Origin of the sequence: Tardiphaga sp. 42S5 (assembly GCF_034044155.1) — a bacterium.
Taxonomy (GTDB): domain Bacteria; phylum Pseudomonadota; class Alphaproteobacteria; order Rhizobiales; family Xanthobacteraceae; genus Tardiphaga; species Tardiphaga robiniae.
Map to the genome: position 1 here is coordinate 165,070 of NZ_CP139027.1, position 13,289 is coordinate 178,358.

General features: G+C 62.8%; 14 protein-coding genes. 11 read left to right on the top strand and 3 right to left on the bottom strand.

Translation table 11 applies throughout. The annotated features are described in order from the left end of the window. Positions 1–153: 153 nt before the first annotated feature. From SFY93_RS00795 to SFY93_RS00805, 3 genes are all read left to right on the top strand, one after another. Entirely contained in the window at positions 154–2,169 is a 2,016-nt protein-coding gene (locus tag SFY93_RS00795) for a TRAP transporter permease (RefSeq protein WP_320445710.1), read from the top strand. A 100-nt stretch (positions 2,170–2,269) separates the two neighbouring features. Further along, the gene (locus SFY93_RS00800; protein ID WP_320445711.1) at positions 2,270–3,241 is read left to right on the top strand and encodes a TAXI family TRAP transporter solute-binding subunit; all 972 of its coding nucleotides are present in this window, start codon (positions 2,270–2,272) and stop codon (positions 3,239–3,241) included. Positions 3,242–3,279: 38 nt separating this feature from the next. Next, a complete protein-coding gene (locus SFY93_RS00805; protein ID WP_320445712.1) occupies positions 3,280–4,251 on the top strand; it encodes a TAXI family TRAP transporter solute-binding subunit in 972 nt (323 codons plus the stop codon). Between the two features lie 90 nt (positions 4,252–4,341). Here the strand turns inward: SFY93_RS00805 and SFY93_RS00810 are convergent, their stop codons facing one another. Further along, the gene (locus SFY93_RS00810) at positions 4,342–4,464 is read right to left on the bottom strand and encodes a helix-turn-helix transcriptional regulator (RefSeq protein ID WP_320445713.1); all 123 of its coding nucleotides are present in this window, start codon (positions 4,462–4,464) and stop codon (positions 4,342–4,344) included. A 427-nt stretch (positions 4,465–4,891) separates the two neighbouring features. Between SFY93_RS00810 and SFY93_RS00815 the strand changes: the two genes are divergently transcribed. Then, positions 4,892–5,893: a Bug family tripartite tricarboxylate transporter substrate binding protein gene (locus SFY93_RS00815; RefSeq protein WP_320445714.1), complete on the top strand. Its 1,002-nt coding sequence runs from the start codon at positions 4,892–4,894 to the stop codon at positions 5,891–5,893. Between the two features lie 1,060 nt (positions 5,894–6,953). Here the strand turns inward: SFY93_RS00815 and SFY93_RS00820 are convergent. Further along, positions 6,954–7,430, bottom strand: a complete 477-nt coding sequence (locus SFY93_RS00820; protein WP_320445715.1) for a hypothetical protein — start codon at positions 7,428–7,430, stop codon at positions 6,954–6,956. Between the two features lie 200 nt (positions 7,431–7,630). Between SFY93_RS00820 and SFY93_RS00825 the strand changes: the two genes are divergently transcribed. The 3 genes from SFY93_RS00825 (at position 7,631) to SFY93_RS00835 (ending at position 9,725) form a co-directional block, all read left to right on the top strand. Beyond that, entirely contained in the window at positions 7,631–7,933 is a 303-nt protein-coding gene (locus SFY93_RS00825; RefSeq protein WP_176454733.1) for a hypothetical protein, read from the top strand. Positions 7,934–8,082: 149 nt separating this feature from the next. Next, positions 8,083–9,330, top strand: coding sequence for a bifunctional glutamate N-acetyltransferase/amino-acid acetyltransferase ArgJ (gene argJ, locus SFY93_RS00830; protein WP_320445716.1), 1,248 nt, complete (start codon positions 8,083–8,085; stop codon positions 9,328–9,330). Next, positions 9,327–9,725 carry a (deoxy)nucleoside triphosphate pyrophosphohydrolase gene (locus SFY93_RS00835; RefSeq protein WP_120287336.1) on the top strand — a complete coding sequence of 133 codons (399 nt, stop codon included), beginning with the start codon at positions 9,327–9,329 and terminating at the stop codon, positions 9,723–9,725. Before argJ ends, SFY93_RS00835 begins: the two co-directional genes overlap by 4 nt. On the opposite strand, the gene SFY93_RS00840 is transcribed toward SFY93_RS00835, so the two are convergent. Next, a complete protein-coding gene (locus SFY93_RS00840; RefSeq protein WP_320445717.1) occupies positions 9,722–10,570 on the bottom strand; it encodes a methyltransferase domain-containing protein in 849 nt (282 codons plus the stop codon). The genes SFY93_RS00835 and SFY93_RS00840 overlap by 4 nt on opposite strands. 77 nt (positions 10,571–10,647) lie before the next feature. Here SFY93_RS00840 and SFY93_RS00845 point away from each other — a divergent pair, with 77 nt between their 5' ends. Genes SFY93_RS00845 through SFY93_RS00860 form a run of 4 tightly spaced genes read left to right on the top strand, consistent with a single transcriptional unit; the run spans position 10,648 to position 13,114 of the window. Beyond that, on the top strand, positions 10,648–11,457 hold the full coding sequence (locus tag SFY93_RS00845) for a ComF family protein (RefSeq protein ID WP_414717030.1): 810 nt from the start codon (positions 10,648–10,650) through the stop codon (positions 11,455–11,457). Positions 11,458–11,487: 30 nt separating this feature from the next. Then, positions 11,488–11,763 (top strand): glutaredoxin 3, encoded by a 276-nt coding sequence (gene grxC, locus SFY93_RS00850; RefSeq protein ID WP_068729362.1) that lies wholly within the window; start codon positions 11,488–11,490, stop codon positions 11,761–11,763. After that, a complete protein-coding gene (locus SFY93_RS00855) occupies positions 11,760–12,659 on the top strand; it encodes a carbon-nitrogen hydrolase family protein (protein WP_320445719.1) in 900 nt (299 codons plus the stop codon). The genes grxC and SFY93_RS00855 overlap by 4 nt, the downstream gene beginning before the upstream one ends. Further along, a complete protein-coding gene (locus SFY93_RS00860; protein WP_089267700.1) occupies positions 12,656–13,114 on the top strand; it encodes a DUF1178 family protein in 459 nt (152 codons plus the stop codon). Before SFY93_RS00855 ends, SFY93_RS00860 begins: the two co-directional genes overlap by 4 nt. Positions 13,115–13,289 lie beyond the last annotated feature (175 nt).

The window sequence follows — 13,289 nt, forward strand, 5'->3', positions numbered from 1 at the left end:
GGTCAACGGCGTCCCCACAGCGAACGCCGTCGCCGCGACGAAAGTTTCACCGGTAAGCTCTTGCGCCAGCCGGGTAAAACGGCATGAATGCGCCGCACTTAGAAGAATAAGGCCGGCAAAGCCGGCTGCGGGAAATATCCCGGGGGAAGAAACATGGCTGACCAGAAATCAAAAGCGAGCGATGAAACCATTGCCGTCTCCGACGAGGCATTGGCAAAGGCTGAAGCGTTCATCGAAGCCGATGAAGGCGCAACCAATCGCCTGCTTGGCTGGGCCGGGACGATCTCCACCGGCATCGCCGTGGTGATGAGCCTGTTTCATCTCTATGCCGCCTACGCGATCGTGCCGACGCAGGAGCTGCGTTACGTCCACGTCGCCTTCACGCTGATTCTGAGCTTCCTGCTATTCCCCGTGGCTGCCCGCTTCCGCAACCGCGTGCGCTGGTGGGACATCGTGCCGGGCATCGTCGCCATCGCCACCATCGCCTATGCGCTGTGGGGCGGCGACGACTTCACCGACCGCGCCACCGTGCCGGACCATATGGACGTGCTCGTCGGCATCGTCTTCATCGTGCTGCTGCTGGAAGCGACGCGCCGCACCACCGGCCTGATCATGCCGGTCGTGTCGCTGTTCTTCATCGCCTATGCGATGCTCGGCCCGCATCTGCCGGCGCCGTGGACCCATCGCGGTTATGATCTGCCGCGCCTCGTCGGCCATCTGTTCATCACGCTGGAAGGCATCTTCGGCGTCGCCGTCGACGTGTCGGCCACGCTGATCATATTGTTCACGATCTACGGCGCCTTCCTGTCGATGTCCGGCGCCGGCAAATTCTTCATCGATTTCTCGCTATCGTTGATGGGAAACAAGTCGAACGCCGCGGGCCGCACCGTGGTGCTGTCATCGTTTCTGCTCGGCGGTCCTTCCGGCTCCGGCGTCGCCACCACGGTGATGATCGGCACCGTCGCCGCCCCGATGCTGGCCAAGGCCGGTTTCGAGAAGAACGCTGCTGGTGGCTTGCTGGCCGCGGGTGGTCTCGGCGCGATCCTGTCGCCGCCGGTGCTCGGCGCCGCCGCGTTCCTGATCGCCGAATTCCTCAAGATCAGCTATCTCGACGTGATCTGGATGGCGACCATCCCGACCTGTCTCTATTACCTGTCGCTGCTGATCATGGTGGAGATCGACGCCAAGCGGTTCGGCGCCCACAATGTCAATGTCAGGCCTGAGCTCAGCCTGGGCGTGATGATGAAGCGTTACGGGTTCCACTTCATTTCCCTGCTCGCCGTTGTCGTCTTCATGATCATCGGCTACTCGCCATCGCTGTCCGTGTTCTACGCCACCTGCGTCACCTTCGTGCTCAGTTTCCTGCGCAAGGACACTGCGCTGGTGCCGAAGAAACTGGTGAAGGCACTGGCCGACGGCTCGATCGGCGCGCTCAACGCCGCCACGACCTGCGCCTGCGCCGGCATCGTGGTCGGCGTCGTGACGCTCACCGGCCTCGGCCTCAAGTTTTCGTCGATCGTGATTTCCTATGCGGGCGGCAGCCTGTTGCTGACGGCGATCTACACGGCACTGATCGTCTGGATCATCGGCCTCGCGGTGCCCGTGACCGCGTCCTACATCATCTGCGCGGTGATCGCAGCACCCGCGCTGATCAAGCTCGGCGTGCCCGACTACGCCGCACACATGTTCATCTTCTATTACGCGGTGCTCTCGGAAGTCTCGCCGCCGACTGCACTGTCGCCCTTCGCGGCCGCTGCCATCACCGGCGGCGATCCCTACAAGACCACGCTGCAATCGTGGAAATACACGCTGCCGGCCTTCCTGGTGCCGTTCGTCTTCGTCTGCGACCCGCAAGGCGTCGGCCTGTTGCTGAACATTCCGAAGGGCGGTTCGTGGGTGGATATCCTGGAGATCACCTTCAAGACCACCTGCGGCCTGCTCGCGCTCGCCGCCGTCGCGCAGAACTGGGGCCTGCGACAAAATACGCCAGTGGAGCGCGGCCTGCTTCTGCTATCGGGATTACTGCTGGTGTTCCCGAGCCTGATCGAGGCGATCATCGAATCGATCATCGGTCGCGACATCAGCTACACATTCGTGCCCGGCCTCATCATCGGTCTCGGCGTGCTGGTGTGGCAGGCAAGGACAAGGGCGCAGCCGATACCGGCATGACCAACGACAGAAACGAATAACGTCAAGTTATCGCATGACAGCATCGCATGACAGCGGACGCCGCAGATAAGCGGCGCCGCCGACTTCAGGGAGTGACGCGATGAGATGGACAGCTTTCAGACACAGGGCGTTCAGCCTTGCACTGCTCGGCATCGCCTGCGCGGTGACCAGCGCTTCTGCGGAAGATAAGACCATCGCCATTGCCACCGGCGGGACCGGCGGCATCTTCTATCCGCTCGGCGGCGGCCTCGCCAACCTGCTGTCGAAGAAGCTCCCGCACACCCAGGCCACCGGCGAAGTCACCGGCGGCAGCGTCGACAACATCAAGCTGCTGGAAACCGGCCAGGCCGATCTCGGCTTCATGACCGGTGATGTCGCATCCGACGCCGTAAAGGGCGAGAACAAATTCAAGAAGCCCGTGCCGCTGCGCACCATCGTCGCCGTCTATTCCAGCCCGGTGCATGTGGTGACCATCGCCGGCACCGGCATCGAGAAATTCGCCGATCTCAAAGGCAAACGCATTTCCGGCGGCGCGCCGGGCTCGGCCTCGGAAGCGCAGACCTTCCGCCTGCTCGAAGCCGCCGGCCTCGACAAGGACAAGGACGTCAAGCGCGAGCGGTTGTCGGTCGCGGAATCCGCTGCCGCGCTCAAGGATCGCAAGATCGATGCCTTCTTCTGGGGCGGCGGCGTGCCGACTGCCGCGGTGGTGGATCTTGCGGCGACGCCGGGCGTCACCATCAAGCTGATCGATATCGACTATCTGCTCGAGCCGATCGTGAAGAAATACGGCCAGATCTTCGCGCCCAGCGTGATCAAGGCCGGCAGCTATCCGGGCCAGACCACCGACAGCCGTGGCTTCGCCGCCTGGAACCAGATCATGGCCACCGACAAGATGTCGGATGAGACGGCCTATGCGATCACGAAGACGATCTTCGAGAACAAGGCCGATCTCGTTGCGGTCCACAAGGAGGCCGAGAACATCAATCTGGCCACGCAAACACCTGCGCAATCGCCGGCGCCCTATCACCCCGGCACGCTGAAATATCTCAAGGAAGTCGGCGCGGTGAAATAGTCACCGCGACATCACAGGAAAACTGGAGGAGAGGAACCATGTTCAAGCGTTTCAGAAAGACATCGATCGCCGTGGCGCTGGTCGCGACGGCCGGCCTTGCGGGCGCGGCCATCGCGCAGCAGAAGACCATGGCGATCGGCACCGGCGGCACCGGCGGCGTCTATTATCCGCTCGGCGGCGCCATCGCCAATGTGCTGTCGAAGGCACTCCCGAACACACAGGCCACCGCGGAAGTCACCGGCGGCTCGGTCGATAACCTCAAGCTGATCGCCTCGGGCCAGAGCGAGATGGGCTTCACCATGGCCGACGCCGCGCTCGATGCTTTCAAGGGCGAAGACAAGTTCAAGAGCGGCAAGGTGCCGTTGCAGACGCTGCTGGTGGTCTACCCGAACCGCATGCATGTCGTGACCGTGGAGGGCACCGGCATCGAGAAGATGTCGGACCTCAAGGGCAAGCGCGTCTCCACCGGCTCGCCGGGCAGCGCCACCGAAGTCATGGCGTTCCGGGTGCTCGAGGCCGCCGGCCTCGACAAGGACAAGGACATGAAACGCGAGCGCCTCGGCGTCGCCGAGTCCGTCAACGCCATCAAGGATCGCAAGATCGACGCCTTCATGTGGGTCGGTGGCGTCCCGACCGCAGCCGTCACCGATCTCGCCGCCACGCCGGGCGTGAAGATGAAGCTGATCGACCACAGCGACCTCGCCGCCAAGATGAACGCCAAATACGGCAAGCTGTATTCGCCCTCGACCATAGCCAAGAGCATCTATCCCGGCATGGACAAGGACAACGCCAATACCGAAGTCTGGAACATCATCGTCACCGGCAACAAGATGAGCGATGACGACGCCTACAACATCGTCAAGACGCTGGTGGAGAAGAAGGCCGACATCGTCGCCGTGCACAAGGAAGCCGAGAGCTTCTCGCTCGACAACCAGATACAGGAGCGTTCACCGGTGCCGTTCCATCCGGGCGCGCTGAAATACTTCAAGGAAAAGGGCATCGGGAAGTAAGACCGGCCCACCACAAGATCAGACTTAAGGCCGCGCACCCCGGTGTCGCGGCCTTCTTTATGATGTCACAGGTTTAGTCCGCGCTGTGCACTAAGCTGCCTCGGAAGGCCTCTGCCGCGCCACGGCGAGGTCATAGCTCGATTGCAGGTTCATCCAGAACTCACCGGGCATGCCCAGGCGCTTCTCAAGCAACACCGCGGTTTCGGCCGTCATGGCGCGCCGGTCTGCTTTTCAAATGAGCCGCTCGTTGCAGCGCCGCGGGGCTGGGCGGCGGGCATTGGCCTCATCCTGTTCGTCCTCACCATGCCGGAAACGCGACCTTCCGACGCACGTCATCACGCGTTAGTACCAAATGCTTAAGGATGGTATTGCATTGCGGTAGCAACTTGCGGTGCAGCATAGTACCATCCACCCAGTACGTTTCCATGCATGTTGTCCATGGAAACGCCTGATCGGGAGAAGCTGGAAAGACCTGCCGGTTGCGCAGATGAGTCGCAGGAGCGGACCGTCTTCGGGTTCGCTACCACAGCCGTGCCGGTTCCCACTTGATCCCGGCCTCCCGTCATTGTCTTAAACACCCTCAATCAGATCGCGCGTCGCAGCCGCGCGGCCTGTCCGACATGCAAAAGGACTCTTCGAGATGTCATCATCGACCCGCTTCCCGTCCCGCCGCTCCGTGATCCTCGGCGGCGCGGCTGCCCTCGGCACCCTGCCGATCCTGTCGCGCCGCGCCAGCGCCGCAGAGTGGCCCACCAAACCGGTGAAGTTCATTGTTCCGTTCGCGGCAGGCGGCACCACCGACATTCTGGCCCGCGTCGTCGCGCAGAAGATGTCCGAAGAGATGGGCCAGCAGTTCATCGTCGAGAACAAGGCCGGCGCCGGCGGCAACATCGCCGCTGATTTCGTCGCCAAGGCCGAAGGTGACGGCTACACCTTCCTGGTCGGCACGCCCGGCACCCACGCCATCAACAAGTTCGTGTTCAAGAACATGACCTATGATCCGGTCAAGGATCTGGCCTCGGTGATCGTGATCGCCAAGGTGCCGAACCTGTTCTCGGTGACCAACTCGCTGCCGGCCAAGAGCGTCAAGGAATTCATCGAACTCGCCAAGGCCAAGCCGGACGAATATTTCTACGGTACGCCGGGCCTCGGTTCGACCGCGCATCTGTCGACCGAACTGTTCAAGTCGATGACCGGCGTGAAGCTGACCCACGTGCCCTACAAGGGCAGTGCCCCGGCACTGACCGACCTGATCGGCGGCCGCGTCCATGTGATGATCGACAACCTGCCGGCGGCGCAGCCTTTCGCGGAGAGCAACCAGATCCGCGCGCTCGCCGTCTCCACCAGCAAGCGCTGGGAGCCGATGAAGGACATCCCGACCATCGCCGAAGCCGGCGTTCCCGGCTACGACGCCGCCTCCTGGTTCACCATCGCGGCACCCGCCAAGACGCCGAAGGACATCATCGCCAAGCTCAACGCCTCGACCGACAAATACATCAAGTCAGCCGACGGCACCGCGCGCCTGATCAAGCTCGGCGCCGATCCGACCGGCGGTTCGCCGGCCGACATGGATGCCTATGTGCTGTCCGAAATCGAGAAGTGGGGCAAGGTCGCCCAGTTCGCCGGCATCAAGCCAGAGTAAAGGCTAAGCAGGATTGGCAGAGCGTTAGACGCGCCTGCCTGTCTTGCTTCGTTAAGCGTGAATAGATCGAAGGGCATGCGCATCCGCGCGTGCCCTTCGGCATTTCGGGCTGGCGACTGCTCATCGCTGTCATTCCGGGGCGCATGAAAGCGGCGAAGCCGCTGAAAGGCGAACCCGGAATCCCGGTGTGTTTGGCACGATTGGAGACTCCCATGTCGAGATTCCGGGTTCGCGTCCGGCAAGTGCCGGCCGCGCCCCGGAATGACAGTGTGGGGCGAGTGCAAAAGAGCAAAACATTTTTTCCTATCTCCCGTTGACAACATCCCCATCAGGTTTATATTCCCCTTCGTCCTGCCCCACCGAGAGGGGCGATCGCGATCGTCACGTTCGCGGGGTGGGATGCGGTGGACGCCGGAGATGCGGCGTCACGCGGTTCATGGGTGACGTCTGTCTTCGGGCAGGACGGATCTGCGCCAGCACTGCCACTGGCATGGAGACGGCCGACCTTGGGATGGAAAGATCCCTGGACAGTGTGACGGACGACCAAATCAAAACGCGTCCGGCTTACTCGCTTGAGGCACCCTGTCCCTTCGCCTTGGGACTGTAATTTTGGTGATGGGATCGTTCGCCATGGCAACGCGCAAGCAACCGAAAAAACACCGCAGGCGGAACGCCGGGCAATCGCTCGGCGCCTCCGAAAGTCCTGATGCACTAATTGCCGACTACGGCATCGCATCAGGCCCAAGGGTGCAACGGGCACCCGGCGTTCCGCACGCCCTCTCACAAGGGGGCGGGAATGCAAACCACGACGGCGCCCCCGCGCCGCAAACAACAGGGGTGATGACGCATGTCTGAAGCACCATGGCTGTTTGACAGTTGAATCAGCGATGACGCGGTGTGCTCGCCCCACGCACAGTCGTCATGCCCGGCGCATGCCGGGTATCCACGTCTTAGCCTCAAGGAAGACGTGGATGGCCGAAACATCCAGCGAAACTTGCTTCGCGCCATCCGGCCATGACGATGGAGAATGATGAGTATGTAGGATGGGGGAGAAGATCGCCTACTCGAATTTCATGTCGATACAGCGCGACACGTCCGAACCGAGCCCCGACGGTATCGTGACGCAGCCACGGACCTTCCGCTGGGTGTTGTCGCTGACCCACATGGCAAAGCCGCCATTGCCGAAGAACGAATTGGTGTTCGGCGGCTCGGTCTCCGTGGCATCGAAGGAATAGCTGGAGTCGGTGTCGAACACGCGCGGCTTCTTCACGCAGGCGCCGTCGCTCTGGACGTTGATGACTTCCTTGGCATCACGCGTCATCGATAGCGACACCGAGCAACGGAAATATTCCGAGGTCTTGGCGTTGAAGAGATAAGCATAAGAGCGGCACGTCGCCGTACTCAGCTTGCCTGCGGCAAGCCCACGCCCGCAGGAGATACGCTGGTTGTTGCTGAGCTTGAAATCATCCGCCGCAGCAAGACCGGGCGCCAATACCACCGCGCCAACAACCAAAAGACTTTTCACGATCACTCGCATTGTCGAATCATCCCCATCGCCGCATTCGTCGTGGACCGGCTTAGCCCGAATGCAAAAGATAGTCGCCCGGCCAAGCTTGCGAAATAACAAACTCTGTCGCGACCGCATGTCGTATTGACGGGCTGTCACCGTTCGTGATTTGTTCAAGACCACCGCGCAGCCGCGATGTACTTTCAAAAACACTTTTCGGAGAATTTGGGATGACCGCTCGAGCCTTTACGATGCTATGCGCCACGGCGCTGGTGACATCGGCCCTGGCCGGCCCTGCGCTTGCTCAGGCACCGACGCCTTGGGTGCTCTCGCCCGACATGGGCTATGGCTACGACGCGTCAGGCAAGACCTTCGCGTACAAGATGGGCACCAACAATGCCAAATTCTTGCTGAAGGGCGCCAAGAAAGTGCCGAAGAACACGCTCTTCTTCATCGGCGAGAACGGCCAGCTCTATATGCGCAGCGGCCCGTTCCTCGAAGACGACGGCAAGTTCAAATTCGGCCCGGGCTAGGACCGGTTTTCGGACAGGATCATGCGCGACCGAGCGGGTGCCGCATGACGGAGACATGACATTGCTCCCTTCGCCACGAAGCCCTCTCCCACCATGGTGGCAGAGGTGATACAGAGCGCTTCATCTTTTTACGAAAGCTGAAAGCACTCATGGCCAAGCCGTCCCCCGTCTCCCCCCTCGCCCCGACCGACGTTCCCGAGATGCCCGCCATCGCAGGCGTGCGCCTCGCCACGGCCGCCGCCGGCATCCGCTACAAGGGCCGCACCGACGTGCTGCTCGCGGTGATGGACAAGGGCACGACGGCAGCCGGCGTGTTTACCAAGTCGAAGTGTCCGTCGGCTCCCGTGGAGTGGTGCCGCGCGGTGCTGAAGAACGGCAAGGCGCAGGCGCTGGTGGTCAATTCCGGCAATGCCAATGCCTTCACCGGCAAGACCGGCAAGGCCTCGACCAAACTCACCGGCGACATCGCGTCCAAGGCCGTCGGCTGCAAGCCGAACGAGATCTTCCTCGCCTCGACCGGCGTGATCGGCGAGCCGCTCGACGCCACCAAGTTCGACGGTGTTCTCGCCACGCTGGCCGATAGCGCCGGACCTGATGGCTGGATGGATGCCGCCAAAGCGATCATGACCACCGACACCTTCCCGAAGGTCGCCACCGCCACCGTGAAACTCGGCAAGGCCAAGGTCACCATGAACGGCATGGCCAAGGGCGCGGGCATGATCGCGCCCGACATGGCGACAATGCTGTCGTTCATCTTCACGGATGCGCCGATCAGCGCCCCCGCATTGCAGGCACTGCTGAAGGCCGGCGTGGAAGATTCGTTCAACGCCGTGACCATCGACGGCGACACCTCGACCTCGGACACCCTGTTGATGTTCGCGACCGGAGCGGCAGCCGCACAGGGCGCACCGAAGATCACCAAGGCCAGCGACATCAGGCTGAAGCCTTTCGTGAAGGCCCTGAACGTCATTCTCAATGACCTCGCCGAACAGGTCGCACGCGATGGCGAAGGCGCGCGCAAGCTGATCGAGATCATCGTCGACGGCGCGACCACCAAGGCCTCGGCACGCAAGATCGCGATGTCGATCGCCAATTCGCCGCTGGTGAAGACCGCCGTGGGCGGCGAAGACGCCAATTGGGGCCGCGTGGTGATGGCCGTCGGCAAGGCCGGCGAGCCGGCCAATCGAGACAAGCTCTCGATCTGGTTCAATGGCATCCGCGTCGCCAAGTCAGGCACCCGCGATCCGTCCTATAACGAGACCGAAGTGTCCAACGCGATGAAGAACCCGGAGATCCAGATCAAGGTCGCCCTCGGCCTCGGCAAGGGCCGCGACCGCGTGCTGACTTGCGACCTCACCAAGGAATACGTCGCCATCAACGGCGACTATCGGTCGTGAAACTTGTCCTTGTTGTCGCCTGCGCCCTGATCGACCCCGACGGCCGCGTGCTAATCGCACAGCGGCCGGAAGGCAAGGCGCTGGCCGGCCTGTGGGAATTTCCCGGCGGCAAGCTGGAGCCCGGCGAACGGCCGGAAGCCGCGCTGATCCGCGAGCTCGATGAAGAACTCGGGATCACCGTGAAGGAAGCCTGCCTCGCGCCGCTGACCTTCGCCAGCCATGCCTATGAGGATTTTCACCTGTTGATGCCGCTCTATATCTGCCGGCGCTGGGAAGGCCTCGCGATCTCCAGGGAAGGTCAGAACCTCGCCTGGGTACGCCCCAACAAGCTGCGCGACTATCCGATGCCGGCCGCGGATATCCCGCTGATCCCGCATCTGATCGATCTGCTCTAGGGCTTCAGCCCCTTCACCGCGTCGGCGAGACTTGCTTTCGCCGAGCCCGGCTTCAGCGGCTTCTGCTGGCTCTCATGCGGCGCCCAGCCGGACAGCCAGATGATGTCGAAGGTCGCGCGGATGCGGCCGTCGGGGTCGGCGAAACGCTCGCTGTAGATCTGCGCCATACGCAGCAACGTCGCGCGGCGCAGCGGCGCCCGGCGGCGCTCGACCAGCACGTTAGTGGCGCCCATCCTGCGCAGATCCTGCATCAGACCGAAGGCGCTGTCGTAGCGCACCACGACGCGATCGACATCGGTCACCGGCAGCGCAAATCCCGCGCGCTGCAGCAAGGCGCCGACATCGCGCAGATCGGCCATTGGTGCGACGCGCGGCGAGATGCCGCCTTCGCGTTCGGCTTCCGCCGCGGCGAAGGATTGCCGCAGCTCGGTCAGCGTGTCGCCGCCAAGCATTGCGCCCAGCAGCAAGCCGTCAGGCTTCAGCGCGCGGCGGATCTGCGCCATGACGCCCGGCAGATCGTTAACGAAGTGCAGCCCGAGCGCGGAGATGACGAGATCGAGCGACGCCGGCGCGAGATTGAGACCATCGCTTTCGACATCGGGCACGTCAGCATGTGTGAGATGGCCGACACGCCCGGCCACACCATCGCGCAGACGGTTGCCCGGCGTCGCGACGTCAGCGGCATTGTCGAACTGGCGCAGCACTGCCTGCAATCGCTCATCCATGTCGGCGGTGACACGATCCAGCAGGAAATTCTCGGCGCCCAGCCGCGACGCACGCGCCTGCCGCGCCCGCAGCAGAGCGCGGTCGAACAGGATCGGTGCAGCATTCGGGGTCTGAGCCATGCGGCTTGGTACGCCGAAGACGAGGGATCTGGCAATCGCGCTTGAGATCGGCGCAGGAGGGCTCTAGCCTTCAACCCATGGATGCCGAGGCGACAATGTCATGGTCCCTCCCCGCGCAATTGCGCGGCGCGCTGAAGCTTTGCCGGTCTGCATGGACGCAAACCGCCCGTCTTGCGCTCGACATCGCGCTGCCGACGCTCTGCGTCGCCTGCCGGGAACCCGTCGCCGGCGAAGGCGTCTGCGCGGCCTGCTGGGGCAAGCTCTCCTTCATCGCGCCGCCATTCTGCAGCCGGCTCGGCATTCCCTTCGTCTACGATCCCGGCCCGGGCATCCTGTCGATGCAGGCGATTGCCGATCCGCCGGCCTATCAGCGCGCCCGCGCAGCTGTGCGCTATGACGATGTCGCACGCACGCTGGTGCATCAGTTGAAATATCACGACCGGACAGACCTCGCGCCAATCATGGGTCGCTGGATGGCGCGTGCGGGGAAGGAATTGCTCGCGGATGCCGATATTCTGGTGCCGGTGCCGCTGCATTGGCGGCGCGGCTTCAGCCGGCGCTTCAACCAGTCCGGCGCGCTGGCGCGGGCAATCGGCCGGCAGAGCGGCGTTGCGATATCCCGCGACGCCTTGCGGCGAATACGCCCGACCGAGCACCAGATCGGCCTGTCGCGCAGCGAGCGCGCCAGCAATGTCCAGGGCGCCTTCAAGGTCCCGCCTGAACGCCGGGCTGAAATCCAGGGCCGCCGCGTCATTTTGGTCGACGACGTGCTGACCTCGGGTGCCACGACGGACGCCTGCGCACGGGCGCTGCTGCGCGCCAAGGCGGCCCAGGTCGATGTGCTGGTCTTTGCGCGGGTTGTGGAGGCCCACAAGGTCCCCATATAATCAGGCACTTCCCTGCAACTGGAGCACCCGATGGCCGCCGCTATTGAAATCTACACCCGCCCGGGCTGCGGCTATTGCAGCGCCGCGATCTCGCTGCTCCAGCGCAAGAAAGCTGCATTCACCCATTTCGACACCGCGACCGATCCGAAGCTGCGCCAGGAAATGTTCGACCGTACCTATCCCGGCGCCACCTTCCCGCAGATCTTCATCGATGGCACCCTGATCGGCGGCTGTGACGATCTCTATGCATTGGACCGCGAAGGCAAATTTGACGCCATGATCGCAGGCGAGAAGGCCACCTCATGAGCCAGACATCTCCGACGTCCGAGCCCCAGACCTTCACCGCCGCAATGGTGCAGATGCGCACCGGCCTGCTGCCGGAGCCGAGCCTCGAACAGGGCCGCCATCTGATCCGCGAAGCCGTACTCGCCGGCGCTGACTATGTGCTCACGCCGGAAGTGAGCAACATGATGCAGCTCAACCGCACAGCGCTGTTCGAACATCTGCGCCCGGAAGAAGACGACCTCTCGCTGAAGGCCTATCGCGCGCTCGCCGCGGAGCTGAAGATCTACCTGCATATCGGGTCGCTGGCCGTGCTGGCCAACCCGGAACGCGCCGCCAATCGCTCGTTCCTGATCGGACCGGACGGCAATGTCCTGGCGAGCTACGACAAGATCCACATGTTCGACATCGACCTGCCGAACGGCGAGAGCTATCGCGAATCCGCGAATTATCAGCCGGGCGAGACCGCCGTCATCTCCGATCTCCCATGGGGCCGCATCGGCCTGACCATCTGCTACGACGTCCGTTTCCCGGCGCTTTATCGCGCATTGGCCGAAAGCGGCGCATCGTTCCTCACCGTGCCCTCGGCGTTCACCCAGAAGACCGGCGAAGCCCATTGGCATACGCTGCTGCGCGCCCGTGCCATCGAGACCGGCTGCTTCGTCTTTGCGGCCGCGCAGGGCGGCGTGCATGAGAACAAGCGTGCGACCTATGGACACTCGCTGATTATCGACCCATGGGGCGTGGTTCTGGCCGAAGCGACCGGCATCGAGCCGGGCTTCATTCTGGCCAAAATCGATCCTGCGAAGGTGACGGAAGCGCGCAAGACCGTGCCGTCCCTGCAGCACGGCCGCCGTTTCAGCGTCAGCGATCCCAAATCGGGCCCAGACTATCTGCACCTTGTCCGGCAAGCGACATGATCCGTTACGACCTGCGCTGCGAGAAGGGCCATGCTTTCGAAAGCTGGTTCCAGAGTTCCGGCGCCTATGACTCCCAGGTGAAGCGCAAGCTGGTGAATTGCCCGAATTGCGGATCGGTGAAGGTCGAAAAGGCCATTATGGCCCCGCGTATCGTGGGCAAGAGCAAGAATCGCCCGGCACCCGCCCCTGACGCCGGTTCCGAGACCACAGCCCCGCTGATGATGGCGCCGCAGGAAGCCGAACTGCGCGCCAAGCTGAAAGAACTGCGCGATCACGTTACCAAAAACGCGGACAATGTCGGTGAAAGCTTCCCGACCGAAGCTCGCAAGATGCATTATGGCGACATCGAACATCGTCCGATCTACGGCGAAGCGACGCCGGATGAAGCACGGTCGCTGATTGATGAAGGTATCGAGGTGACTCCGCTGCCTGTCCTGCCCAGCGATCGGAACTGAGCGCAACCTCCGCTCACCAGCATTCTTGTGCGCGTTTCGACTCATCCAAACTGCGCCGTCGGTACATGATTCCGAAAGCTTCCCACATACGGCAACTTTGTGGCGTTCGAGTCACAGGCGTGCACAATCGCTTTGTTAGCCCTTGAGACATGGCAAAACTCGCCTAACTTATAAG

Excerpts from the sequence above, each read along its gene's own strand:
- SFY93_RS00795 (WP_320445710.1), top strand. The coding sequence starts at position 154 with ATGGCTGACCAGAAATCAAAAGCGAGCGATGAAACCATTGCCGTCTCC.
- SFY93_RS00800 (WP_320445711.1), top strand. The coding sequence starts at position 2,270 with ATGAGATGGACAGCTTTCAGACACAGGGCGTTCAGCCTTGCACTGCTC.
- SFY93_RS00805 (WP_320445712.1), top strand. The coding sequence starts at position 3,280 with ATGTTCAAGCGTTTCAGAAAGACATCGATCGCCGTGGCGCTGGTCGCG.
- SFY93_RS00810 (WP_320445713.1), bottom strand. The coding sequence starts at position 4,464 with ATGACGGCCGAAACCGCGGTGTTGCTTGAGAAGCGCCTGGGCATGCCC.
- SFY93_RS00815 (WP_320445714.1), top strand. The coding sequence starts at position 4,892 with ATGTCATCATCGACCCGCTTCCCGTCCCGCCGCTCCGTGATCCTCGGC.
- SFY93_RS00820 (WP_320445715.1), bottom strand. The coding sequence starts at position 7,430 with ATGCGAGTGATCGTGAAAAGTCTTTTGGTTGTTGGCGCGGTGGTATTG.
- SFY93_RS00825 (WP_176454733.1), top strand. The coding sequence starts at position 7,631 with ATGACCGCTCGAGCCTTTACGATGCTATGCGCCACGGCGCTGGTGACA.
- argJ (WP_320445716.1), top strand. The coding sequence starts at position 8,083 with ATGGCCAAGCCGTCCCCCGTCTCCCCCCTCGCCCCGACCGACGTTCCC.
- SFY93_RS00840 (WP_320445717.1), bottom strand. The coding sequence starts at position 10,570 with ATGGCTCAGACCCCGAATGCTGCACCGATCCTGTTCGACCGCGCTCTG.
- SFY93_RS00845 (WP_414717030.1), top strand. The coding sequence starts at position 10,648 with ATGGATGCCGAGGCGACAATGTCATGGTCCCTCCCCGCGCAATTGCGC.
- grxC (WP_068729362.1), top strand. The coding sequence starts at position 11,488 with ATGGCCGCCGCTATTGAAATCTACACCCGCCCGGGCTGCGGCTATTGC.
- SFY93_RS00855 (WP_320445719.1), top strand. The coding sequence starts at position 11,760 with ATGAGCCAGACATCTCCGACGTCCGAGCCCCAGACCTTCACCGCCGCA.
- SFY93_RS00860 (WP_089267700.1), top strand. The coding sequence starts at position 12,656 with ATGATCCGTTACGACCTGCGCTGCGAGAAGGGCCATGCTTTCGAAAGC.